General features: G+C 66.3%; 15 protein-coding genes and 2 pseudogenes. 11 read left to right on the forward strand and 6 right to left on the reverse strand.

All coding sequences use genetic code 11. The features are described 5' to 3' along the window. Positions 1 to 132 precede the first annotated feature (132 nt). The 5 genes from OG905_RS38865 (at position 133) to OG905_RS38885 (ending at position 7,706) form a co-directional block, all read left to right on the forward strand. Positions 133 to 522, forward strand: a complete 390-nt coding sequence (locus OG905_RS38865) for a hypothetical protein (protein ID WP_328665246.1) — start codon at positions 133 to 135, stop codon at positions 520 to 522. Positions 523 to 539: 17 nt separating this feature from the next. Then, positions 540 to 2,714 carry a telomere-associated protein Tap gene (gene tap / locus OG905_RS38870; RefSeq protein ID WP_328665243.1) on the forward strand — a complete coding sequence of 725 codons (2,175 nt, stop codon included), beginning with the start codon at positions 540 to 542 and terminating at the stop codon, positions 2,712 to 2,714. Positions 2,715 to 2,717: 3 nt separating this feature from the next. After that, complete coding sequence (tpg, locus tag OG905_RS38875) at positions 2,718 to 3,308, forward strand: telomere-protecting terminal protein Tpg (protein WP_328665241.1); 591 nt, start codon at positions 2,718 to 2,720, stop codon at positions 3,306 to 3,308. A 782-nt stretch (positions 3,309 to 4,090) separates the two neighbouring features. Then, entirely contained in the window at positions 4,091 to 7,069 is a 2,979-nt protein-coding gene (locus OG905_RS38880) for a S1 family peptidase (protein WP_328665239.1), read from the forward strand. Positions 7,070 to 7,112: 43 nt separating this feature from the next. Further along, positions 7,113 to 7,706: an NUDIX hydrolase gene (locus OG905_RS38885; protein ID WP_328665237.1), complete on the forward strand. Its 594-nt coding sequence runs from the start codon at positions 7,113 to 7,115 to the stop codon at positions 7,704 to 7,706. Here the strand turns inward: OG905_RS38885 and OG905_RS38890 are convergent. After that, the gene (locus OG905_RS38890; protein ID WP_328665236.1) at positions 7,696 to 8,919 is read right to left on the reverse strand and encodes a hypothetical protein; all 1,224 of its coding nucleotides are present in this window, start codon (positions 8,917 to 8,919) and stop codon (positions 7,696 to 7,698) included. The two genes, OG905_RS38885 and OG905_RS38890, sit on opposite strands and share 11 nt — an antisense overlap. 60 nt (positions 8,920 to 8,979) lie before the next feature. Between OG905_RS38890 and OG905_RS38895 the strand changes: the two genes are divergently transcribed. Next, complete coding sequence (locus tag OG905_RS38895) at positions 8,980 to 9,357, forward strand: CU044_2847 family protein (RefSeq protein WP_328665234.1); 378 nt, start codon at positions 8,980 to 8,982, stop codon at positions 9,355 to 9,357. Between the two features lie 295 nt (positions 9,358 to 9,652). Further along, positions 9,653 to 9,862 carry a hypothetical protein gene (locus OG905_RS38900; RefSeq protein WP_328665232.1) on the forward strand — a complete coding sequence of 70 codons (210 nt, stop codon included), beginning with the start codon at positions 9,653 to 9,655 and terminating at the stop codon, positions 9,860 to 9,862. 366 nt (positions 9,863 to 10,228) lie between these two features. Here OG905_RS38900 and OG905_RS38905 read toward each other — a convergent pair whose 3' ends face one another. From OG905_RS38905 to OG905_RS38920, 4 genes and pseudogenes are all read right to left on the reverse strand, one after another. Then, positions 10,229 to 12,895 (reverse strand): IPT/TIG domain-containing protein, encoded by a 2,667-nt coding sequence (locus tag OG905_RS38905; protein WP_328665231.1) that lies wholly within the window; start codon positions 12,893 to 12,895, stop codon positions 10,229 to 10,231. Positions 12,896 to 13,058: 163 nt separating this feature from the next. After that, positions 13,059 to 13,211, reverse strand: coding sequence for a helicase (locus OG905_RS38910; protein ID WP_328665230.1), 153 nt, complete (start codon positions 13,209 to 13,211; stop codon positions 13,059 to 13,061). Between the two features lie 53 nt (positions 13,212 to 13,264). Next, positions 13,265 to 13,547: pseudogene (locus OG905_RS38915) on the reverse strand (helicase); the annotation flags it as partial. Positions 13,548 to 13,635: 88 nt separating this feature from the next. Then, positions 13,636 to 16,590, reverse strand: coding sequence for an NACHT domain-containing protein (locus OG905_RS38920; RefSeq protein ID WP_328665228.1), 2,955 nt, complete (start codon positions 16,588 to 16,590; stop codon positions 13,636 to 13,638). Positions 16,591 to 16,677: 87 nt separating this feature from the next. Here OG905_RS38920 and OG905_RS38925 point away from each other — a divergent pair, with 87 nt between their 5' ends. Beyond that, the gene (locus OG905_RS38925) at positions 16,678 to 16,887 is read left to right on the forward strand and encodes a hypothetical protein (protein ID WP_328665226.1); all 210 of its coding nucleotides are present in this window, start codon (positions 16,678 to 16,680) and stop codon (positions 16,885 to 16,887) included. A gap of 378 nt (positions 16,888 to 17,265) precedes the next feature. Next, positions 17,266 to 18,366, forward strand: coding sequence for a hypothetical protein (locus OG905_RS38930; protein ID WP_328665224.1), 1,101 nt, complete (start codon positions 17,266 to 17,268; stop codon positions 18,364 to 18,366). A gap of 68 nt (positions 18,367 to 18,434) precedes the next feature. Here the strand turns inward: OG905_RS38930 and OG905_RS38935 are convergent, their stop codons facing one another. Then, the gene (locus tag OG905_RS38935) at positions 18,435 to 20,822 is read right to left on the reverse strand and encodes a DEAD/DEAH box helicase (RefSeq protein WP_328665221.1); all 2,388 of its coding nucleotides are present in this window, start codon (positions 20,820 to 20,822) and stop codon (positions 18,435 to 18,437) included. 1,020 nt (positions 20,823 to 21,842) lie between these two features. Here OG905_RS38935 and OG905_RS38940 point away from each other — a divergent pair. Further along, positions 21,843 to 22,229 (forward strand): hypothetical protein, encoded by a 387-nt coding sequence (locus tag OG905_RS38940; RefSeq protein WP_328665219.1) that lies wholly within the window; start codon positions 21,843 to 21,845, stop codon positions 22,227 to 22,229. Between the two features lie 47 nt (positions 22,230 to 22,276). Continuing rightward, positions 22,277 to 22,924 (forward strand): annotated as a pseudogene (locus OG905_RS39310) (radical SAM protein); the annotation flags it as partial. Between the last annotated feature and the right edge of the window lie 1,088 nt (positions 22,925 to 24,012).

Genomic DNA, 24,012 nt, shown 5'->3' on the forward strand with positions numbered 1-24,012 from the left:
TGAGGTCGAACAGTTCTGCGCTCGTGACGCCGACTCGGATCAGCGTGTACGGACCGGCGCGGCGGCTTCCTCCGTGACAGCAATGAAACAACGAATCGTTGTTTCATTGCCTGCGTGCGGTACGGTGACGGTATGCCACGTGATTCCCGTCAGCAGGCCCGTGACCGGCTGTCTGCACTGGCCCCCGCTTCCGGGGGCAGGCAGGATGCGACGGCTGCGCGTCGTATCGAGCAGGATGCATCGCTCGTGGGGCGGCTGCTGGCGGCCGCCGACGAGCAGAACGACCACGGGCGGGAGCCGGGCGTGATCCCGGACGACGTAGGCGCCGCACTAGGCCTGTTCGAGGACATGCGCGAGCAGTTGGACCGGCTGGAGACCCAGGTGGTCATCGAGGCCCGGCGCCGGGGCATGGACTGGCGGCAGATCGCCGCCCATCAGGGCCTGAACTCCTCCCAAGCCGCCTCGCAGCGCTATCAGCGGCTGATGACGCGGCTCGAAGAGATCCGCCAGGGCGTCCGGTGAGCGAGGAAGAACCGCAGATGACAAACCAGCCACCGCAGTTGTTCACCGCGATCGACTCGCTCCTCGCCGCCGTCGACGACGGCACCGTGCTGCCCACCCCGGCCGAGCGGGTACGGCTGCGCGAGGCAGCCGGCCTCACCCAGGCTGCCGTCGCCCAGGCACTGGGCGTACGGGTACCGAGCATCACCGCCTGGGAAGCCGGCCGCGCCGAACCCCGAGGCGAGCGCCTGGAGGCCTACCGCCGCCTCCTCGAGGGCCTCGCCCACCGCTACCCCGCCCCCGCAACACCCCCCGGCGGCGAAGACGTTGCCCGGCAACCGGCACCCCGATCCCCGGCATCGCAGGGAGCGACTTCAGCCCCCACACCGTCCCCGGCCCCGGAGCCCTCCTCCGGCCCACCCGCCGTGCCCGGAGCACCGACGACGCCCGCAACCCAGAGCGCACCCGAACCGGAGCGCCCCGCTACCCGGCCCGCCACGTCGGCGCACCGTCCGGTGAAGAAGCGGGCCGCCCCGCCCCTCGACACCGACCCGTCCTTCCCGCACGGCCCGCTCACCGTCCTGGACGGCGACGGCTGCGCATACGGCATCGACGGCATCGTGCTGGACTGCCCGGCCACCACGGTCCCGGAACTGGTGGAGTGGACCCTCGCCGAGTCCGGACTCGGTGCGGCGAAACTGCACCGCAACGGCAAGGACGCCGACCCTCTGGTCGTGCTCACTGCGGCGGCCGCAGTGAAACTCGGACTGCCCGAGCGCCTGGAGGGCCATGAGCAACGCCGCTCGCTGCGCCTGCCCGCCGATCATCCGGTGGTCAAGCAGGTGGCGAAGGCGAAGTGGAAGCTCACTCAGCGCGGGTTCGGCCCATGGGCGCGCATCTACCGTCCCGCGCAGTCGGGTCAGCGCAGGTGCGTACAGCTTGCCGTCCTGTCGTGGGACGCCCTCGATGAGCGTTCCTGGCCGGGCGTTGCGCAGATGAAGCCGGCCGACATCGCCCGCGTCCTGGGCATCTACGCGATGCGGGTCATCACCCCGCGTGGCAGCACGGCCGTCTCCGGGCTGGAGCTGATGACCGCGCTGCGCCCGCCCACCCGAGCCGTCCAGGACAAGGAGACCGGGAACTGGGTGTCCGGCTACAACCCGGGTTCGCTGGGCACCGAGCCGATGGATCCGGCGCCGCCGGAGGCCACTGCCGAGCATCCCGTGGTCGTGAACTCCGGCTGGACGGGCGGCTTCCTGGACGAGGAGGCGTACCAGTGGGTCCGTGACGTGGATCTGCTCACGGGGGAGGAAGCATCCCTGCCGTGGGCGGTGGGCCTGGATCTGAACACCGCGTTCCTCGCAGCCGCGGCCCGGCTCACCGTGGGCCTGTCTGCCCCGGACCACTTCCACGCACCCACGTTCAACGCGAAGATCCCCGGCTCCTGGCTGGTCGACCTCTCCCGCATCGAGATGGACCCGCGCCTGCCCTCGCCGTTCACCCCGTCCGGGATCCGCCCCCAGGGCCCGGCCTGGTACCAGACGCACACCGTCGCCTACGCCCAGGAACTCGGCTACAACGTCCAGCCGCTCGAGGCCTACCTGCGCCGTGAGACGGGCGCCTACCTGGACCCGTGGCACGACCGGCTCAAGACCGCCTACGTTGACACCCTCGCCGACCTCGGCGTCTCCAAGGATCTGACGGACCAGGAGTTCCTCGCGGCGATGGAACGGCACAAGGACGCCGACCCGGCCCTGGCCGCGGTCCTCGCCGCGATCAAAGCAACCGTCAAGGGCGGCGTCGGCAAACTCCGCGAGCGCCCTCAGGGCCGCCACTACAAGCAGGGCGAACGATGGCCAGCCCTGGAACGGCCGACCTGGCGCCCCGACATCCGCGCCGCAGTCATCTCCAAGGCACGGGTCAACATGCACCGCAAGCTGAACAACATGGCAAAGATGACGGGCCTGTACCCGCTGGCCGTGCTGTCCGACTGCGTCGTCTACCCCTCACCCGGCCGCAGCCCGCTGGACTTCCTGCCCTACAACGCCTCCGGCAAGCCCCAATTTGGCGGCTTCCGCCTCGGCCCCACCCCCGGCCTGGCCAAACTCGAAGGCGTCCAGGAGATGGCCTGGGCGGTCGACCTGATGGAGCAGGGCTACAACCCCGCCCGCCACATCAAGGGCGGCGACGCCGTTCTGGACGAAGGGGAATAGGCCATGGTGCGACGGATCCGCCCGGGCAACGCGGACGCCGACGACGCCCTCGTCCTCGACGCCATCGAGCGTGCCGGGCAGGATGCTTTCACCCGCGAGCCCCCCAAGACTCTCAAGGGCCGCATCAACTTCCTGCTCAAGCAGTTGAAGACGACCAGGGCCGTTGCCCAGACACTCGGCATCACCCAGCGCTCGGTGGAGCGCTACCGCACCGGCGAGCGGAAGCACCCGCCCAAGGCGATCGCCGACCGGATCGACGCCGCGGTGCGCGCCCGCTGGCAACCGAAGGTCCGTGACCGTCGCCGGAAGCAGGCCGCCACCTCGACCGGGATCACCGTGGAAGCCCGCGCCCGCTTCGGCTACACCGCACCCATCGGTACGACCGACGACGGCCGCATGCGGCGCATCACCGTCCACCTGCCCGCCGACTACGCCCGGCGTCTCTTCGACGCCCAGCAAGGCATCGGTGCCCTGAGCCCCAACGAGGTCATCGCCGAAGGAATCCAGGAGGGGTACTTCAAGGACAACGGCCGCCGCGCCGACCAGCTTGAGGTCGAATTCACCGACATCGACTACATCGATGTCTCCTTCTGACTGAGCCCGCGTCGGCCCGGTGCTCCTCCACATCCGCTGCACGGCGCTGGGCCCGCGCCAACGACCCCGACTTCCCGTTCCTCAGCGGCAAGCGCGGCGCCGAACTCCTCTACTGCGTCGGGGACCTCACCGGGCACGCAACCGGCCCCGTGCCGCCGTCGGCACCACCCACTTGTCGTGACCAGGTCCGGATACGCGACGGGCCCCGGTGGAGCAGATGCATCCTCCGAGGCAACGTGGCCTGTCCGGCGCCCTGACGAGGTCGGGCTTTTGATCAGCTGCTGACGATGTCGAGCAGATCCTGGAAGCGGCGGTTCACGTGTATACGGACTGAGATGTCCCCGCCGCGCCTGTGTTTCCCAACGCTGCCGGCAAGCGCAGGGCCGAACTCCTCTACCGCGTCGGCGACCTCAAGCGCTGGGCAAGCAACCGCCCCCGTGCTGGGGCTGGTGGGGAATCCGCTTGATCCTGTGACAGATGTGGGTGGCTGGGGCAGTGTCGGGCGTCATGGTTGCTCTTCGTTCCCGCCGTCTGGAAGGGCTCTTCGGGGCCCGGCTGGACGCGGTCTCGCACGCCCAGGTTGTCGCCCTGAAGACGAATGCGGTCTCCGAGTCGTACGACCTGGAGTTCAAGGGGGAGCTCTACGGGGGCAACGACAAGGCGAAGCGGGATTGTGGTCCTCGTCGCTCTGAGTCGTGTTTGAAGGCGGACACCGGGGGTGGCTACTGGATTCCGGTGGCAGCGCACGGAAGGCTGGCTGCCCGACCCCAGAGGAGTAGGGCATGGTCGCTGACGACGAGGCGTGGGAGAGACTGGACGCATTGAACCGGCTGGCCGTCGATCAGGTGGTCGGCGTAGGGACCGCGGACGACCCCTATGGCTCCGGATTCTTGGTCTCCGAAGACACCGTCCTGACCTGCGCCCATGTTGTACAGAACTGCGAGGCGGTTTCGGTTTCTGTGCGGGGGCGCACGATGGATGCCGAAGTGGTCCGCATGGTTCCAGAGTACGGAGGTGAAAGGGACATCTATGAGTTCCCGGACCTCGCGGAGCTCCGTCTTTGTCAGCCTCTGGAGGGCGGCATCGGCGTGTGGCTCGGAGAGCAGGGACCGTCGCAGGGCGGAGAGGTGGCTGTCCACGGATTCAGCGAGGACACCCTGGAAGCTGGCGTGCAGCGGGACACTTTGCGCCTCGTCGTGGCTGGGCCGGCCGGGCAGTTAGTGCGGCTCCAAGGGGATCAGGTTGTGCAGGGATTCAGTGGCGGCCCGGTGCTTGACCTCCGTACCGGGCGGGTGTGCGGCGTGCTCAAGGCGTCGCGCGACGACCAGGACTCCCTTGGCGGCTGGTTCATCCCCGTCGATGCCGTACGACACCATTTCCCTGAGCTGGCGGAGCGCAACTACCGGGCTCACCAGCCCGGCACCGAGTGGTGCAACTGGGCGCTGGACCGCAAGCGCCGGCAGACCGCGCTCTTTGGCCACTTCGGGAGCGGCGCTCCGCGGCGCGCCGTATCCCGTGTGACCCCAGCACAGCTGCTTGCCCAAGGCACGATGCCTTTCCAGGATCGCCCGGAGCTAGCGGATCTGCGGGCATGGTGCGACGACGACCCGGACTACTTGCTGCGGCTGCTGCACGCGTCGGGGGGCTCTGGCAAAACCAGGCTCGCCGGTGAACTGTGCCGCGAGATGCACAAGCACGGTTGGATCGCCGGGTTTGTAGACAAAAGGGCGCTGGGCAGGCCGGAGTGGTTGGTCGAACTCATCGATGCCCTCTCGGCGGGCATTCCGGTACTGGTCGTCTTCGACTACGCCCAGGCTCGGCTGGATGACATCTGTGCGCAGCTGGAGCACGTGTACCAGTACGGCCCCGAGGGGATGCGGCTGCGGTTGCTGCTCCTCGCCCGCTCGGACGAACCGCTGTGGCAGGCGCTGAAGCGCCGTGTTGATGACTGGGCGCTGGCCGGTGCGAGCGTCGTACAGCTTCCCAGGACCATCGCGAATTCATCCTTGGCCTCCAGGGCTTTCAAGGTGTTCGCCGACCGCCTCGGCTGCGGGTGGCTCGCCGCGCCGGGATCGCTGGACGCACGCGCTGAAGAGCAGGATTCGCTGCTGGGCGTGCTCGCACTCGCGCTGGACGCGGTCCTCGCTTTAGAGCAGGGCGGTACCTGGGCTGAAGCCGGCGATCCGCTGGAGCGGATCTGCGACCATGAGATCCGGGGCTGGCACGCTCTGCTCGCGGCACGCCTGCCCGGGGAGACGGCGCTGTCCGGCGAGAGCGGTGAGCGCGTGTCGGAAGGACTGTTACTCGTTCCTACCTTGGTCCCCGGACTGCCCCGAACCGACCTCACCGACGTGTTGAACCGGGTCTATTCGGCGGCCTTTCCCGGGCGACAGGCGCTCAACACGTTCGGCGTCCAGACCTCTCTGCAGATGCTCTATCCCGCCGGAGGTGATCAAGTGGCCCCGCTGGAGCCGGACCGGATCGGCGAGATTCTGGTCCGCCGGGTCCTCAGCACGCCGGAGAGCTCAGGGCACACCAACGCCTATCTTGCCGCGCTGCTGCAGACACGCCATCACGCCTCGGAGGCCCGGATCGCGGCGGCCGCGGAGACGGTCGAAGTGCTCGCCCGGGCCCGCGGCTGCACGGGCGTGGGCCGGGTCGAGGTCCACCCCGCGCACCAGGCCTTGGACGCGGCCCTGGGCCAGGCCGTCGCCGAGCACCCAGAAGTGCTGTTGCTCGCGCTTGTCATCACCGGCGGTGTGCTGCCCCACGCCGAGCCGCTGGCCGACCTCATGCTGCCAGTGCTCGAGGTATGCGAGCCGCCACTGCTCGCCTCAGTCGAAAACAGGTTGCCCAACTACCCTTCGAGTCTGTCCCCGGTCGCAGTGGTGGTCCTCGGCCGGTTGCTGGACCTGCCGAGTGCGCAATTCACCGAGGAAGACCAACTCCTCAGGCTGCGCCGCCTTTCCCGCTACAGCCTCCGACTCGACGACACGGGGCGGAACCACATGGCGCTGGAAGCGGCCCGCCAGGCCGTCACACTGAGCCGCGACCTGGTGCGCCAGTCCGGACGGCACATGGCCGAGTACGCAGCGGCGCTCAATAACCTGAGCCTGCTGCTGCACCGCGCCGGTGAGACGGGGCCCGCGCTGGACCAGAGCAGGCTGGCGGTTGACCTCTACGAGCAGTTGTTGGCACAAGCCGAGAGGGAAAGCCTGCCGCGGCAGAGGCGCCTCTTGGACGCCGCGGCGGCCCTGAGTACTCTCGCGCTGCTGCGCCTGAAGGACGGCCAGGTGCACGCGGCTGCCCGCGAGGCCGCCCGAGGTGTTCTGTTGTGCGAACAAGCGAGTCCAGGTGCCCGACAGGACGACACGATGCTGGATTGCCTCGAAGTACTTGCCGAGTGCAGGCAGCGGACCGGCCTGATCAAGGCTGCCGTCGTCTCCGGAGAAGAGTCCTTAGCGCTGCTTCGCGAATTGGCCGAGCGACAGCCAGGGCGGTACTTTGCGAGGCTTCCCGAGACGCTGCACCGCCACGCGAGGGGCCTCATCAGGGCAGGCCAGTACCGGCAGGCATATCTCGCGTTGAGGGAGGCCGCGAACCTGCGTAAAGGGCTTCCTGGCCGGGACCCCGCACGGCTTGCAGCGCAGCGGCAATCATTGCGTGCGCTGGCTGAACTGTGCTGCGACCTCAGTGAGTTCTCTCATGAGCGTGCGTCCTGGCTGGAGCAGCTGGAGTCCCTGGACGATCATGGCGGATGAGGACCGTCGCACGGTAGTCCATGACATTCCAGGCAGGAGCGATATGCCGACCGACCACGAGAATTCCGGCTCTCCCGCGCCGATCCGGCGCCATCGGGCCGTCGAGGTCTTCAGCAACCGCTTCGGGCGGCTGTACAACGACGACGTTGTCTCACCGGGCGGGCTGCCAGGTAACTACCTGCGGTGGCAGTGGGCGCAGACGGGGGTGGTGGTGGTACCGGTGGGTCCGGACGGCATGGCCTTGGTGCCTACATATCGCTATCCGGTGGGCGCTGTCTCCCTGGAGTTCCCGCGCGGCGGTTGCGAGCCTGGTGAGCACCCCGAGAAAGCCGCTGTGCGCGAACTGCGGGAGGAGGCCGGACTCGAGGCCTCCTCTGTGCGCGACCTCGGATTGATCCACGCGGATACCGGCCTGATCGAGACCGGCATCCACGTCTGCTGGGCCACCGTGCTTTCCGCGGAGCGCAAGGCCGCCCGGCCGGAAGCAATGGAGTCGGTGGCCGAACCGGTGTGGGTCTCGCAAGATGAGATGCTGGACTGGTTGCGGCAAGGACGGATCACTTGTGGTGTCACGATCGCCGCCTACGCCCTGGTGATGGCTGAGCGGAATACGCTGCCGCTGGTGGCTAGAGGGTGACCACCCGGTCGAATTGATCGAGGTCCTTCAATGATCGCCGGGGAGCCTGGATCCAGTCGCCCTCCGCTGCCTCGGTCGGACGGTTCACCACGTGGAATGACAGGTTCTGGGCGGTGCTTGCAGCCGCCGTCTGGATCTCCAGCCCCGCCCCCAGGCGACCGGTCGCCGGGTCCTCATCCAAGCCGAAGCGCATCAGACGTGCCTCACCCCGCAGGTGGTCCCATGCCCGGCCGCCACTGGCACGGAACGTGCGGTCGAACGCCTCCATCATCCACGAACTGAACTCTTTGACAGCGGCCCGTAGGACCGAGACGTCCGGCTGCAGGCCACGCCGGAGCCGTGCCAACTCCCGCACCAGCGCGTTGCGTGAGGGCTGCGCCGTCGCCTCGAACAAGACCTCCACAGGGAGCTGCGACAGCAGGAAATTGTCGAGCACTGCTGCGGGCAGCTCTGCCTGTTCCAGAATCCGGCGGCTTCGCGAAGCCGGGATCGTATCCGGTACATCGCGCGGGCTGGCCATACCGACGTCCAACGCACTCGGGAGAGCCTGCCGGTAGGACTCACCGGCCCAGTCGTCCACCGACTGCAGTGCCAGTACTACTTCCGCGCTCGCCCTTGGGGATGTCTTCCGGTAGCAGTCCAGCCAGTCACGGAGCGACTTGTAGTACAGCACCTCTTGGTCGCTGGACCACATCAGAGCGGCGTCCAAGACTGCCCGCGTATCGCCTTGAGCCTGCTGGAGCCCCAGCTCCAGTCGGTGCAGCACACCGGATTTGAAGGCAGCCTCCACCACTTTTCCCTCGTAAGGCACGAAGTGGGCGGCTGCCATCGCGTCCAGCTGGTCCACATAGGCGGAGCAGGGAACGTTGTCAACGTTCTTCGCCTCATGCTCGTCTCTGATCCTGTGGAGCGTGTACCCCGCCCGGCGAGCCACACGGATCCGGCCCTCCTCCAGCAGCGGGGCGAGATCCGGGAGCACAGTTCTTGCTGCGGCGTTCTCGACTTCTTGAGCTTCCTGCGGCGAGACGAGCGCGCGGAAGTCTCGTTTGTTGAGGCTCTGGGAGTCCCCGATCAGTAGAGTGTCCGCGAAGAGTACGTGCAGTAGCACACGCGACCGTAGGTCTGGGGCTCCGTCAATCGGTGCCTTCGCATGCGGCTCGACGTCAGAAAGGTAAATCCTTTCCGCGCTCGTCGCCAGAGAATCGTTGTCCACCGGCCGTCACCTCTCTAGTCGCGATGCAGTTCCTGAGCATTACATCAGCAAGGAGGAGAATTGTCAGAGATTGTCCAGGTGGAGACGCACGAGGGAACTCTCTGGGTGCGCATCGAGGATCGTGGCGGGCCCAGGGATACGGCGTTCGGTGGCAGATACCAGTTGGATGATCTTCCCCGCACACTGGAGACCGTCGTCGGCAGCGTGCGCTCGGGGCTGCGGAACGTTGCCCCGGACGAAGTTACGCTCGAATTCGGAATCGAACTAGCCATCAAGGCCGGACTCTTGGTGAGCGCAGTGGCGAGCGCGGGCGGGAAGACCACCCTCAAAGTATCGGCAACCTGGAGGAAGGACGGGGAACCTGCCCTCTCAGTGACAGCGCCTGACCAGCCCGAAGAACCTGAGGAAGTTAACGAACCTGATTCCCCTGCCATTTAGAATGGACTCCCGTCTGGGAAGCAGGTGTCCTCCTCTCCCAGATTTGCGCGCATCACATCCGTTTCAGAGGATGAGGACCTGGTTCTCGACATCTGGTCCGGCCTGCGGCTCCTGGCCCGACACGCGCGGGACCGGGCCGCCGCTGGCGGTCCCGCCACCGTCCGCGCGACCATCTGGCCCGTCACTCCGGACCTTCCGGCCGAACTGCGCAACCCCCGAAGCCACTTCGTAGTAGGCGGCACGCTCGGCAGCCACCTGTTGACAGCTCTGCAGGTGACGTCTGTCTTCGACGTCGATGACCTACCGAAGACGGGCCAGCTCTGATCGCGGCAACCTCCGTCCTTGCCGCGGCCTGATCCAGCACTTCGGCTACCCGGAGACGCTCCAGATGACCACGGACGGCGTCATCCGCAGCAAGTACTGGGATACACGCCGGTACGGCCCCCGCGTACAGGAGTGGGCGACCCAGGCCCAGGTCGACACGACGCAGGACACCGTCGGCTGAACTCACGGGGCCCCGGGGTATTTGCCATGACATCTCGGGACCCCGACGGGCGGGGGAGGCCGTGCTGAACGACCCGATGCGCCGCCAGGGCGGCAAATCGGGCACCCGTTATGACAGCACGTCATGGTCACCAAAATCCGCCGCCGTTCGCGGTACACGACCTGGCGGACCGCGCACTGCACTACCGCGCCGTACCCGACGCTTTCCCGCAGCACCATCCGGCAGCTCGGGCCGTCGCACGTCTGCCACGCCAGCAGCCCGGCCCTGCCGACTGGTGCTGGTACGCAAGTGCTGCGTCAGCGGAGGGCTGCTTCTGCGTCGTCCTTCCCAACCGCGGGCGTGCTGCCCAGCCAATCTGACATGAGTTCAGCGGCCCACGGAAAGGACGATGTTGGAGTCGGCCGGTGCTATGTGCTCAGCGTTGAGAATGTGTGCCTGGAACGCGTACACGCCCGGTACGGAATCCCTGCTGAAGCGGGCGAAGAAATTTCCGTCCGCATTGGTCCACGCATCGGCCACGACGAGCTCGTCGTCCGGACACCTCATATCCACGCGCACCTTCTCGTCTGCGTAGGGCGGGAATATCTCGCCGCCGACGTAGACATACTGCCCGGCGGTATCAAATTCCTTGTGCAGGCGGACGATGCCCCGTTCCTGGGGTTTGACGTAGGTGAGTGTGCCGCCGATTGGCGCCAGCCACGTGGCCGGGTGACCAGTGATGTCGAGCCGATCCTCGTAGGCTCTCGGCACCCAGCCGGACACAGACACCGGAGCCGGCTCGTAGGTGTGCTTCCACATCTCCTCGCGGGGGACAACCAGCAGGTCGAGTATGCGCTCGCCCTCCCCCTCGAGGTAGAGCCAGCGGTGAGGCAGGTACACCTGGTAGCCGGGCGGCACACCCTCGACAGAGAGCAGGATGACCGATGCATGCGGCAGGGGATTGCGCACCGCGATCGTCTGCAGGACCGGTTCGGGCAGTCCGGGTCTTTCCTGTTCGCCCGGTGAGGACTTGGGGGCGGGCATGAAGGTGAAGACATTCTCCTGAGCGCTGTTGTTGCCCGTAGTGACCTCGCCGGGCTGCTTGGATATCTCTACCTTCAGGCACGTGTGCTCTCCCACCGTGGGGACCCACGGGGCCGTACTGATTTCGGTTCCGTTGGCGGGAATGCTGGAGACAGTGTTAGTCCTGATCGGCGACCAGTTGCCGTTGTCACCTACTCCGGGAGGAGTGACCACGTAGTGGGTGACGCGGACATTGTCGGCGGGTGCCTTTCCGTCGTTGTGGACGCGGGCTTGGAAGCGGTTGACTTCCATCACCCTCGGCACATCGCCGTTGCCCATCGGGTTGCCGCTGGCGTCGACCGAGTCGAACGTGCCGTAAGGCATCCGGTCCACCCAGATGTCGCGCGTCTCCCACGTGCTGGTGTTCCAGGGATCGATGCGCAGATCGAAGTCACCGCCTGGTGTGTCGGGAACGGTTTGCGCCCACTCCACGCGCACCTTGCACACCCGCGGCCTCTCCTGCACCGCTCCGTTGACGACAGTCACCTTGAAGGTACGAAGCGGGTCGATAGCGTCTTCGCCGGTTGTCAGAATGCGGCTCTGCTGCTGCAGGAGTGTGATGAGACGCGTCTGATGGTTGTTGTTGAGCGTCCCAGTGATGGCTCTGCTGATGACCACGCCGCCGTCTGGGCCGCCGCCTGCCGGAAGCGGGATGTTGGTGTCGAAGATCTGCGCAGCTGGATTTGCCGGATCGGGACGCTGCCGTACCTCGACGAAGTAGTACAGGCCGCCGCTGACCCGGATGCGGAGCAGATGGCAGCGGGCGGGATCGGCATCCTGCGTGGGGCCGTGGGCAATGAGGTCGAACTCCTGAGAGAACGGAGTCCGGCTCCACGACAGGTCCTTGATGTTCTCCGGGGCGTACCAGCCGAGTTGGTGCATGAAGAAGCCGCTGAACAACGGGTGGGAGTCGTGGTTTCCCATCATCTCGAAGTCCTGGACGGTAGCTTCGCTGGGGTCAACGAGATCGCTGCTGTAGACATCCTCGCCCAGCACCATCCCAGGATCGACGAGAACGTGCCCGAACTCGTGGGCAGTGCGCCCCCAGTCCGCGTCGTGACGCTGAGCGATTACGCTGAGCGGTTTACTCGGCGTGATGTTGATAGCGGTGCCGGCGCCGTCGTTGTAGGCGAAGTTGCTGCGTGTTGCACCGCCCCAGGCACGCACCTCACGATTAGGCATGAAGACCGAGCTGACGAGCACGTTGTAGTCGTTGAGATTTAGCCCCTGGTCCACCGCCCCCTGTGCGCACTCGGCCCAAAGCTGGTCCAGCCGTGTCTCGTCAATGTTCGGGTATCCTGGGGCGCCATTGGCACGGTGGTAGTAATCCGTACCCTTCAGCAACGTGACGAAGTTGGTGACGTCAACGCGGACGTTGAGTTTGTTGTAGCTGGCCTGGGCATAGAAGGTGGTCATCTGCGCGAAGGTGTCAACGATCTGCTGCCGCGTCGTGGTGAGGTTCGGCGGCACCTGGTCAGTCGGGTAGCAAGCCACGACGAGCACGCGAGCGGTGCCGGTGGGCGGGATGTCTCCGGCTTCCGCGCCAGCCCCGACGTAGGAAAACGGCGGTCCGTCCGCCCCTGCCTCCTCAGGCCAGGGCAGGAGCTCGAATTCCGTCGGTGCGGTGGCTGTGTTGCCAGCCACGGTGACCGTCACCAGACCGCCACGGGTCTCTGGTGCGGTGATGACGACAAGCCGACGTGGCTCGGCTGCGACGACATGAGCCGGTACGTCGCCGACCGTTACCTCGTTGTCCAGTCGCTCTCCTGCGAAGCCACGCCCCACGAGGACCATCAGCGTGCCCGCCTGCCCGCGTCGTGGGCCGAAGTCCGCGATTTCGGGCACCGCTGCCTTCGGCGCAGCCTCGAACGGGTAAGCCTGAAGGAAATCATCCAGGCGGGAAGGGTCGAGCAGATGCTCCCTCAAGGGGAGGGACGGGTGACGCAGATCAAATGCGAGTGGTGCGGCCACGACTGGCTGCTCCTTGGTCTCCCCGAGTCGGAATTGGTTTGTCCCCTCACCCAGCGTTCACCCATGTGGAGTACCGGGCAACTCGGGCCGGATACGCAATTTGAACTATGAACAGGCGGCGCCGCGTGCTGCCCAGACTGATCCTCAGCGGCCATATGAACCCCTAGGCTGCCCAGTGGAGTCCGAGTTCGGCCAGCTGCTGGAGCTTGTCTTCGGTGAGCTTTGCGTGTCTGGTCTTGGTGTTCGACAGGAACACCCGCAGCTTCACGTCGGTCCCGTCGGGGAGTGTCTTGACGTGGGCTCTGGAGACCGTCACAGAGCCCGTACGCGCCTTTGTACTGCCGGCAGGGGCATTATTAACGCCCTGTTCGAAGGCTCCAGAACCGCCCTTGCGGGTCTTCGCCGGAGTCTCTTCCCCTCTTCATCGTGAGCCCGAAGGCCCTCCAAAACCTTGATGAGAGGGCGATACGACGAAGAAGTGAACATGTCCTCGGGCTGCTCGCCCGGCTCCAGGAATACGGGCACGATCAAGGAAGACAGCTTGCCCTCTCCCGGCTTCTGACGGAGCGCCCGGCCGGGGATCCTGGGCGATGTCGTGCGGGGCGCCCTTGGGGTCCAGCAGGGCCACTGAGTCCACCGCCCGGATGTCGATTATCTAGAGGTGGGGGAGTGCGAGGGACGTTTGTTCTGTCGGCGGCATGCAGGGAGCAACTGTGCGGGGACCTGGTCTGAGGGGCAGCTCAGGTGCTTACTGTTCGGGGTCGTGGGTACAGCCCGACTGCGTCCGGGGCGAACCGCTCGAGGCCGACAACGTTGCTCGCGTAGCTGATGGAGATCTTGATTCCTTCGATCTTGCTCAGGGGGGTGATGTCGATGGTGTCGGATTGTGTCTGACGGCAGCTAATGAAGAACCGCTCGAGGTTGGGGAAGAGATCCGGAACCAGATTCAGTTGTGTATCTGAGTCCGGCAGAAGCCGGAGGTAGGTAACACTGCGCATGGGGACGGCCTGGTTGAGGTCGTAATCGGATATGCAGAGTTCTGTCATATGGGGGAGAGCGGCAATTTCTTGCCATTCTCCCTTGTCAGGGGCAGTGTTGATTACCAGGTCTTGCAGTTGCTGCCACTTAGAGACGCCGGCTAGACGTGTGCCGATCCAACCACCCAAGGCAAGTGAGGTGAGGCCTCCCGGTGCTGGCAGGTCCGCCAGACTCGCCCAGGGCAGTGGCGTGTAGAGGGAAAGGGCGGTGAGCCCGGGCAGGGAATCTAGTGCGTCGAAGGAGAATTCGTCCGGCAAGAGAAGAAGGCGCAAGCTGGGAAGCAGGAGTCCCGCAAGGTCTTCAATGTGCGCGAGTTGGGTGCACTCGGAGAGGGCGAGTTCTTTTAAAGCAGGGAATCTGCGGACGAACTTCAAGTCTGTGAGCAGTTGGCCGGAGTATATCTCCAGCGTATGGGTGTGTTCGGATGAGAGGTGTTCGGTGATCTCGTCTTCGGTGAATGTCTGCCGAAAGGCGATGTCGGTGATGGGTTTCAGGAGACGCAGGGCCTTTCGCTGATCATGGGTGTGTACGTCTATTTTCTCAGGCAGGCGATCCCGGAAGGGAAGGATTATGTCCCGGGCGTATTGGTCAGCCTCGAAGTGCTTCCAGCCGTTGAGTAGCGTATGTGGTGCTGAGCCAGGAGGCAGGGACTGTATGAAGCGGCGGAGGAAGGCGTAGGCATGGTCACCGCCGATTGCGGCGGCAGTTTCGACGACGGAACCCACCTCATCGCCCTCCAGGCCTTGGGGCCCAGGCAGCAGGTCCAGGATCCCCGGCCCGAGCGCGGCAAGCTCGTTCGCCTCCTCCTGGGAGCGGGGCGGCATCAGGACGCGTGCACGCTGTTCGATCAGCCTGCGAGCGTCGGGCGCGATCTCGGTGGCGTACTGCAGGCTGGCGGCCGCCAAGAGATGGACTCTGTTCCTGTGTTCGCCCTCGGCATCGCCGCGTTCGACGAGGCGGCGGAGGAGGTCAGCGCTCTCGGCTGGGCGGGCGTGGGCGACGGCCATGCGTACGACGTCCTCCCACTGGTCGTCGTGGGCATTGTTGACCAGCAGCGGAAAGTCGTGGGCTTCGATGGCGGCTTTGGCCCCGAGGTAGTCCTGGAAAGTGCGGTGCACGAAGTCGATGGTGTCCACGGTGGGCTGGCGCAGGAGCCCGCTGCGGCCGACCAGGTGCGTCAGAACCTGGTCGGCTGTGCCCTGTTCGGCCACGGCTGGCATGGCCGGCAGCGCATCGCCGACCAGGGCCAGCGCGGTGGTCCGGTCCATCTCGGCCTGACGGTTGCGGATGAGCCAGTAGGCCAGACGCTGCAGTAGCTGGACGCTCTGGTGCTCGGTGAGCTGAATGCCTTCAGGGACGTCGATGCTGCGCTCGAGGTCACGGCGCACGAGCAGCATCGACAGCGCTGCCTCGTAGAGCTCCATACGGCTGTGAGGCAGATGCCCGCGGCGGTCCCGGTGCAGCGCGCAGATGAGCGCACACATCAGGGGAGTGCTGGACAACTGCGTCAGGTCACGCTGAGCACGTACCGTCACCTGGAGGGCTGCTTCGAGATCATGTAACTGTGAGCGTTCGGCATCGGTCGCCGCACTATGCCGGGCAGCGGTATGCCACCTGCCAACGAACACTCCGGTGTCGGTGGCGCTCATGGGCCGCACCGTCAGTTCGGTGAACCGGGATGACGCCAGCCAGCCTTCGGGAACAGCTGACGGCCGCGTGGTGACCACGAAATACGCGTCCTTGTACGCCGCCAAGAGCCGCTCGAGCCAGTCCCGCGTGGCACCCCGATGCTCTTGAGGAACCTCGTCGATGCCGTCGACCAGGACGAGTGCCTCGCCCCTGGTGAGTGCGTCATCGGCCCAGCCCTCAGGTTGCGAGGCGGCCAGGGGCGTTCCGACCGCAGAGAGGAAATCATGTGGCTCCGGAAGGGGCCCACGCCTCACCAGCGTCCGCAGCGGCAGGACGAACGGTATCTGCCCCCGCCAGTCCGCCAGTTCCTCCGGCAGCTGATTGCGCGCCGTGGCGACAGCCAGCCACTGCAACAGCGTTGTCTTTCCGCTGCCGGCGAGCCCTCGCAGAAGTACCCGTCGGCAGTCGGCCAACGCGTTCTCTGCACGCTTCACCACGACGGATGGCCGGTCACCCGCTTCCTCGCTGCCTGCAGGCCAGCCTTCCGGCCGCTTCGCCAGTTCCAGGCTCAGGTACGCCGCGTCCAGTGGCCAGTGCGCGCGTTCCGGTCGACTCAAATCGAGTCCTACGACAGTCAGTTGAGAATGCCGTTCCGCCACGTAGCTGAGGTACCGCTCCTCGAACGAAGGCTGCACCGTCGGCCGCACTGACCGAAGAACAAGCCTCCTCGGAGAGTCCTCTTGTACCTGCGGTATGCGCGCAGCGGCCTGGTGTAAGGCCAGCAACGGCTCCACATCCGCACCCAGAGCCATCGCCAGGGCCACCAGCGTGGCCTCGGAGGGCACCTTATGGCCGTTCAGTGCCTGGCTGACCGTTGTCCGCCCCAGCCCTGTCCGCTGCTGCAACCCGCCCATCTGCAGACCCCGCTGCGTCCTGAGGGTGCGCAGCCGCAGCGCGAGTTCCGCCAACGGATCCTCGTGCACCTCCTCCATGTCCTGCTTCTCCGTCTCTTGGGCGACCGTCTTCATTCATCTTTGTTCGGCCTGAACCCCGGTGAACACCAAAACCGCGAAATTCCCCGGAGTCACCGTCGTCGATCGTCCTGGGAAGAAGACATGAACACCTCACCCACCCACCTGATGCTCCTGGCCCTGCTTCTGGCGGTCGTCGCGCTCTTCTGCACGCTCGTAGGAGCAGCGGCCGGTCTGCTTGCTCGCATCGACGGAGCCACCTACGCCACCGCCCTGCTGCGCGGCGCCCTGGCCTTCGCGGGCAGTGCCACCCTCTCCCTGGCGCTGCTGACCTTCGTCCTCACGGCGCTGTGAACCGACGGGTGCTTTCTCCCACCCGCAGGCGAAGGCGTGGCGCCCGCCATGGCGGACGCCGTTGATCGTGGGCGCCGGGGAAGCCCGGCCAGGACCGTGACGTCTATCGCAGGTGTCCGTTTGTCTGGGGCTGTGTGGGTCTGGGGCACGTAGAGTACGCGGCCTGGCCGGGGTGGAGGGGTGTTCCGGGAAGCCGGCACCGGTGCTCTGGGCGGGAGTTACGTTCGGCACGTGTCCCGTTCCTTCCTCGCCTTCTGGTCCGTATTTGCTGGTGGTGGGGTGCTGGGTGGTCGTCGTTGGGTGCCACCCACCGCGGCCATCTGGTAGCCATGGCCAGTCACCTGGCAAGTCAGCCCCTGCCACGCACTGGGCCCTCCAGTGGCAGTGCTCCTCACTACGCTTCGAGGAGACGTCACGAAGGGGGACGAGGTGGCCAACAAAGACATAGACCATCGGGCGATCGAACGGCATGTCAAGGAGATCAACAAGGCTTACGAGCGCGCCGCCCGGAAGTACCCGATCACCGTGCCGGTCCAGGGCAAGGGATTCACCGTCTCCTCCGGGATTGTGGGGGCGGGGATCGAGCAGGACCCCGATCTGGTCCGGCTCCTGATCTGGTTGGGCGAGCAGGCCCCTGGGAGCGGGCACTTCGCGAGTCAGGCCGACTTCGCTGAGCAGACAGGAATGCCGCCGGAGGACGTCCAGGTTCTGGCTCATGCGCTTGAGCGGGACGGCCTGGTCGACTCAATGGGCCCGTTCAGCGACGCCAAGGCCTACAGGGTGTCCGCGGACGGGCGAGTAGAGCTGCGACGGCTCACCCAACTGCGTAACGATCCAGCCGGCCGGCACCGCTATGCCACGGATGCCTTCCTGCGCTGGCTCTACACCACCGCCCACGACCAGCGCCCCATCGACCCGACGGGCTTCCTCACCACCGCCGAATCCCACTTCGCCGGAGGCGAACTGTCAGGCACAGAGTTGCATTACGCCCTGGCGCGCCTGACCCACTCCGGGCTTGTCGAAGAAGCCCCCACCGAGCCCATGGCCATCGCCATCACCATCGACGGCATCGACTGCGTACTGTCTGGAGCAACCGTGAGCGATTACCTGAACCGGACACGCCCCGGGGACTACTACAGCATTAGCGGCAACACAAATGTCGTTGCTGGATCCCAGGGCAGCGTGGTGCAGAACAACCACAACAACGCCTTCGACCCGAGCGCGCTGCGAGAGTTCGCTGCGACGGTCCAGCAGTTCGCCCCGACACTCGGCATGGCGCCTGAACAGCAGGCCGAACTCATCGAGGATGCTGAGATCCTCAGCGAAGAAACCAGCAGCGAGACCGCAGAGCCCGGACGTGTCCGTTCCACCTACGAACGAATCCAGCGTCGGCTCGGAGAATTCACCACGGCATCAGCAGGCCTCGGGGCCCTGATCCAGCAAGGTCAACAGGCATACAGCACGGTCTTCGGGGGCTAAAACCGCAGACTGAGACAGCACTTTGGGGCGGTCACCCCAAAACTTTGGCGACCGCCCCACAGCGCTGTCTATGCCGCCCACTCCAGCCCGAGTTCGGCCAGCTGCTGGAGCTTGTCGGCGGTGAGCTTCGCGCGTCTGGTTTTGGTGTTGGAGAGGAACACCCCGAGCTTGACCTCGGTCCCGTCCTCCAGCGTTTCTACGTGGGCCCTGGGGACGGTCACTGAGCCCGTACGCGCCTTGTACTGCCGCAGGGCCTCAACGCCTCGTTCGAAGGCTGCAGAGCCGCCCTTGCGGGCCTTCGCCGGAGCCTCTTCCGGTGCGGGGTGGGACTGGATGCCGAGTTGTTCCAGGAGTTCGCGCTGCTTGGGCATCAGGCTGTGCCACGCGGCGTGTTCGCGTTGCCGTTCCAGCCATTTGCCGACGTCCGTGCCGTGGACGGTGACTCCGGGCAGCAGTTCGGTCAGTGTGGCTTCGTCGGCCAGGAGTTCGCGTACGGCGGCGTAGCGCCGCTGCCATTCGACCGGCCAGTGCGGGTTCCAGTGCTCATCGATCGCCGCCAGTGCCTCGGCCCGTTCCGGGTGGCCGGCGAGCGCGCCCGGCCGCCGCAGGTTGGACAGCCACTGCCCGACCGGCCTGTCCAGTGCCGTCGCGGCCCTTGGGGCGCACAGCGTCCAGCGCTGCTCGTAGTAGACCCGCGCGGCCGCGAGGTTCTCCCCGAACGCGGCGTCGGCGGCGTCCCATGCCATGCCGAGCTGCTCCAGCCGTTCCGCACGCTTGCCGGTCATCTGCCCGGCTCCGTACGCGCGGCGCTGCTCCGCGATCCACTGCCCCAGCGGGTATGCGCCTTCCTTGTGGTCGTACGGCACCCGCAAGTGCGCCTGGCGCTCGTGGAACCGGCGCGCGGCGGCCCATCCACGCCCCCAGTCCTGCCGCTCGGTGTCGATCACGTTGAAGGACACCCAGTCCGCGACCATCACCGGATCACGCGGAGCTGCGAAACGCAGCAGCAGCCGGGATTCCTCTTCGCCTTCCTCCGGCTCCGAACCGATATTCCACGACGGGTCCACGACACTCGTCTGCGGTTCCTGTGGAATCGCGAGCAGTTCCACGGCCTCTTCATCGTGAGCCCGAAGACCCTCCAAAACCTTGATGAGAGGGCGATACGACGAAGAAGTGAACATGTCCTCGGGCTGCTCGCCCGGCTCCAGGAACACGGGCACGATCAAAGAAGCCAGCTTGCCCTCTCCCGGCTTCTGACGCAGCGCCCGGCCGATGGCCTGGACGATGTCGTGCGGGGCGCCCTTGGGGTCCAGCAGGGCCACCGAGTCCACCGCCCGGATGTCGACGCCCTCGCCCAGGACGCGGCAGTTGGAGAGCACCGCACGCCGCGCCGTGGTCCCGAAACCGCCCAGCACCTCCCGCCGGCGCTCGGCCACGTGCTCGCCACACAGCCAGTTGGCCCAGATCGCTTTCGGGTACTTCTCCGGCTGGTCCGCGTGCAGCTTCGCCGCCACCCGCCCCAGGCCCTCCGCGTACGCCTGCGCCTCTATCGTCCGGTGGTGGAAGGTGATGGTCGTCTGCAGCTGATGGTCTGCCATGGTGCGCAGTAGTGCCGCCTGGAGGGCACCGAGCCGCTGCCCGCGCACCACTTCCTCCCGCTTCTCCGGGCCGCGCAGCCGCTCCGGGGTGACGACCGGGTCCTGGAGCTCCACAACGATGATCTGGTAGCGCGCAAGCAAGCCGCGGGCCACCGCCGACGCCAATGTCAGCCGGTACAGGACGGGCCCGAAGATGGCTTCGTCGTCCATGGACGCGGCCATCTCCTCCGGCAGCGCATCCCGCACCCCCTCGGCCACCTCCCAGGACGGAGGGCGCTCCTGCCAGATCCGCGGCGTCGCCGTCAGGTACAGCCGACGCGCTGCCGGAATCACCATCTGGTCGTGGATCTCCGCCCACGCCTTCCCCAGCGATCCGCTGGTTCGGTGCGCTTCATCGACCACCGCCAGGTCCACCGACTGAAGTTGCTGCCCGTAGACACCCTCGAACGCCTCCGCCAGGACCCCAAGGCTCGCGTACGTGGCGTAGATGGTCACCGGGCCCGTGCCGTGCCACAGCGCCAGCTGCGGCGCGCTCGTGGTGCACCGCACCCTCAACGACCACAGCTCCGGGTCCTCCTGGAGCGAGCACACCGCAACCGCCGGCCCCGTATGCCCGACCGCCCGCCACGCCTTCACCGTCTGCGTCAGAAGGTCCAGCGTCGGCACCAGCACGAGGACCCGCCCGTTCGGCACGATCCTCCGCGCGGCAGAGGCAGCAATCATGGTCTTCCCGGTCCCGCACGCGGCAACGACCTGCCCGCGCAGGCCATGTGCGGGGATCCCGCCGGGAGGGATGTCGAGACCGCGCACAATGGCGTCAACGGCCTCCACCTGGTGGTCTCGCAGCCGGATCCCCATCAGGACTCGTTCCCCCTCACCGCTGAGCAGCAAAGTGATTGTGAGTAGTCGCCGTCTGGTCCCGTCGTCAGCCCACAGCCAGTCGGCCAGGTGCCAGCTGCCTGGCGCTGCTGTGCGGCGCAGCGTCAGCGAGCACCTCCAGACCGAACGTCCTCAACCGGATTGGCTCCACCTGATCGTGTCCTTCCAAGCCGTCCACGCATTCACCGTCAAACGGCTTCCGCATCGTCTCCTCCACGACCGATACCGGCCCACACGCGGGGGAGGTCAGGCTGGCTTGCCCAACACTCCAGATCGCAGTGATCTTTGGGCAGTGGCCGAGTGCTGGAGCAGCCTGTTTAGGGCTGCGGAGGCCCCGGTGGACACGCACCTTCCAAAGCAAGCGTCGCCGGGGCCACCCGCATGGGCTCTAGTTGCCTGTCCGTCTTCACCAAACAAGTCAAGAGTGCCCTCCGGCAGGGTACAGCCTTCACCCCCTTCGACAGCGCTTACGTACGTGATCAACGTTGGCTCCACTTGGCGTGCCCATGCCAATTACTGGGAGTGGAGCCGCCGCGAAGCCTCTGACGGAGGAGTCATCCGACCGGCTTGCCACGCATGGTGAGGATTCTTGGCTTCTCAAACTTCCTGGCGGGCGAATCACGAATGCCCACGCGCTTTATGCATGGAAAGCTCCAACTGCGAGATGGGCCAGTAATCAACCCTCTATCTCGCGGCACGTTAGTTCACCCATCCCTCTCATTTGGTGATCTCACAGTTGCGCTTAAGTGGACACCTCTTCCCTCCCATCGCTGACCAGTCGTCCGCAAGAGAGCGGGCACCGGCGGGAGCAACTCCCGAGCCTCGATGGCGTTTTCAGCGTTGAGTGCCCGTGGGACACGTACTGCCGCACCGAAGCGGATACAGTCTGGGGAGCCGCGCATCGTGTCTCCTCGGGCACCTTCCAAGAGTCAGCACCGAGACCTGCGACGCGCGTTCAAAACCCTGTCCGTCTTCACGAATGAGAAGAGGTACTACCTCGTGTCCGTCACGTCCGCTCAAGCCTTCGACCCTGGCGAAGACCCGGTTCTGCTCCAGCAGATTCGCGAGATTCTGTCCGACGACCGCCGCAGTGACCTGGAGCGATTCATCCGAACAGTGCCTCTCGCAGGCGCGAGGTGCGCTGCTGTGGAGCCCCAGGCGGTGTGCCCTCACTGCACCAAGCGCAATGAGAACCTGGTCCGCAACAAACGCCGACTGATCACCACCGCGCAGTCGACCCTCGGGCTCTGCGCGACGGGGCTGGGCACGACCGGAGTCGTCCTCTTCGTCGACGGCGCTCCGCTGGAAGCGAGCGCTGCCGGCGTCCTTGCTGGCCTGTTCGTCACCGGGGTCAGGGCACTCCAGAAGCTCAAGCCCGGTCGCTGACCGAAGCCTCACAGCCGTCACTACGCCGGTCTCGCACGCTGGGGCATCTGGGGCGGGCACCGCCCCAGAACTCCCATCTCCCGTTCCGCGAGATCGTTTTGAAGGTCCATAGCAGATGTGATCTTGCGTGTGACCACTGCTATATGTATGAACACGCTGATCAGAGCTGGCGTACCCGCCCAAAAGTAGTCTCTGACGAAGCGATTTCCTGGACAGCTCTGCGACTGGCCGAGCATGCCAAGAGCCATGCCCTGCCCTCCGTGTCAGTGCTCCTGCACGGAGGGGAGCCACTTCTGGCGGGGCCTCAGCGACTGCGCCGTATCTGCGAGGAGCTCACAGCGGCCCTCCACGGCGTCGCGGATCTCGATCTGCAGATCCACACCAACGGCATACAGCTCAGCCCCTGGCTATCTCGACCCCTTGAACGAGTACGACATCCGGGCCGGGATCAGCCTCGACGGCGACAGACACGCGAACGACCGCCACCGCCGGTTCGCCGACGGCCGCACCAAGCCATCGCCTGGTCCCGAGAGCCGTCGATCTGCTGCACCAGGAGCGCTACGCCACCTTTACCTCGGTCTGCTGTGCACGATCGACGTGGCGAACGATCCGGTCGCGGTGTACGACGCCCTCGCCGAGCTAGAGCCGCCGCGATCGACTTCCCGCTGCCGCACGACGCTGCGCCGGTCCAGCCCTTCGCCATGCGATCCCCACGGCACGGCTACCAGTTCGTGGCCGCGCGCCCGCGTGGCTGCGGAGCTGGAGGACGAGGGTGATCAGTACCCATGCGCCGAGGGTGCCGGTGATCGCGACGGGGGGTGTCCCGGGCCGGCGGAGAGCGGGACGGGGTGCGCTGCGAGTCCCTCCGCGAGGGCGAGCGCGCTGTCCGCCGATAGGTCGACCCCGCTCCTCGGCGTTCAGCTCCTTCAGCTCGTCGTCCGACTTGAAGCTGCCGTCGCTTATCGACGAGGAGGCGTACTCGGTCCATGAGCCGTCGTAGTTCTTTACGTGCTCGACCCTGCGAGTGCAGGGGAGCCGTACGACAGCTGGCTGGTGATCTTCGACAACGAGGCAGACCCGAACTCCACAAGGAGCCCCCGGCCCGCGCCTTCGTGTCGAGCAAGCTTGTCGTCGTGCCTGGGGATGCATCATGCCAAGAGCCATGCGCTGCTCTCTGCTCAGTGCGGCCCGCGACGGCATGAAGCCACGTCAACGAGATGGGGCTGCTGCTCGACTGCGGCTTCATCAAGTGCACCCGCGTCGTCGGCAATGCCATGGCCAAGGGCTACAGGGGCGGCAACACGCTGGCGCGCCGGAGCACTCGACGGCGTCGCGGACCTCGGTCTGAGCATTCATACGCGCCCGCTGGTTCGCCCAGTGGTCGAGTCCTGCGGCGGCGGTCTCTACGCCCACCGGTACAGCGGGCGCGGCTTCGCCAACCCTCCGTCTACTGCGCGGACCTGGCCGTTCTGGTCGAGGGCATTGCCGAGCGGATCACCGAGCGCGTGCTCGTACCGATGGTTACCGGCGCTTGGCCCAGCTGGGCTCCGTCTGTACGTTGCGGGCCTCGGGGTGGCCGACCTCGCGGACGGCGGGATCATGTTGGTCGGGGCTCGGCAGCGAGCTGCTGCCGGGGGCTCGACCAGATGCACCGTCATACGACGAGCATGCCGGTGCACGTCGCTGAACCCCGACGTGGCCCTGGGCTCTAGAACAACTCTTGAGCGGGGAAGCCGTCCCGGGCAGACTTGCCCGGACATCTTCGAGCTGAGCAATGGCGACC

It is taken from the genome of Streptomyces sp. NBC_00322, assembly GCF_036147535.1.
In the GTDB taxonomy this organism is placed as follows: domain Bacteria; phylum Actinomycetota; class Actinomycetes; order Streptomycetales; family Streptomycetaceae; genus Streptomyces.

Bases quoted from the DNA above. Each gene is read 5' to 3' on its own strand.
- OG905_RS38865 (WP_328665246.1), top strand. From the start codon at position 133: ATGCCACGTGATTCCCGTCAGCAGGCCCGTGACCGGCTGTCTGCACTG.
- tap (WP_328665243.1), top strand. From the start codon at position 540: ATGACAAACCAGCCACCGCAGTTGTTCACCGCGATCGACTCGCTCCTC.
- tpg (WP_328665241.1), top strand. From the start codon at position 2,718: ATGGTGCGACGGATCCGCCCGGGCAACGCGGACGCCGACGACGCCCTC.
- OG905_RS38880 (WP_328665239.1), top strand. From the start codon at position 4,091: ATGGTCGCTGACGACGAGGCGTGGGAGAGACTGGACGCATTGAACCGG.
- OG905_RS38885 (WP_328665237.1), top strand. From the start codon at position 7,113: ATGCCGACCGACCACGAGAATTCCGGCTCTCCCGCGCCGATCCGGCGC.
- OG905_RS38900 (WP_328665232.1), top strand. From the start codon at position 9,653: ATGACCTACCGAAGACGGGCCAGCTCTGATCGCGGCAACCTCCGTCCT.
- OG905_RS38920 (WP_328665228.1), bottom strand. From the start codon at position 16,590: ATGAAGACGGTCGCCCAAGAGACGGAGAAGCAGGACATGGAGGAGGTG.
- OG905_RS38925 (WP_328665226.1), top strand. From the start codon at position 16,678: ATGAACACCTCACCCACCCACCTGATGCTCCTGGCCCTGCTTCTGGCG.
- OG905_RS38935 (WP_328665221.1), bottom strand. From the start codon at position 20,822: ATGGGGATCCGGCTGCGAGACCACCAGGTGGAGGCCGTTGACGCCATT.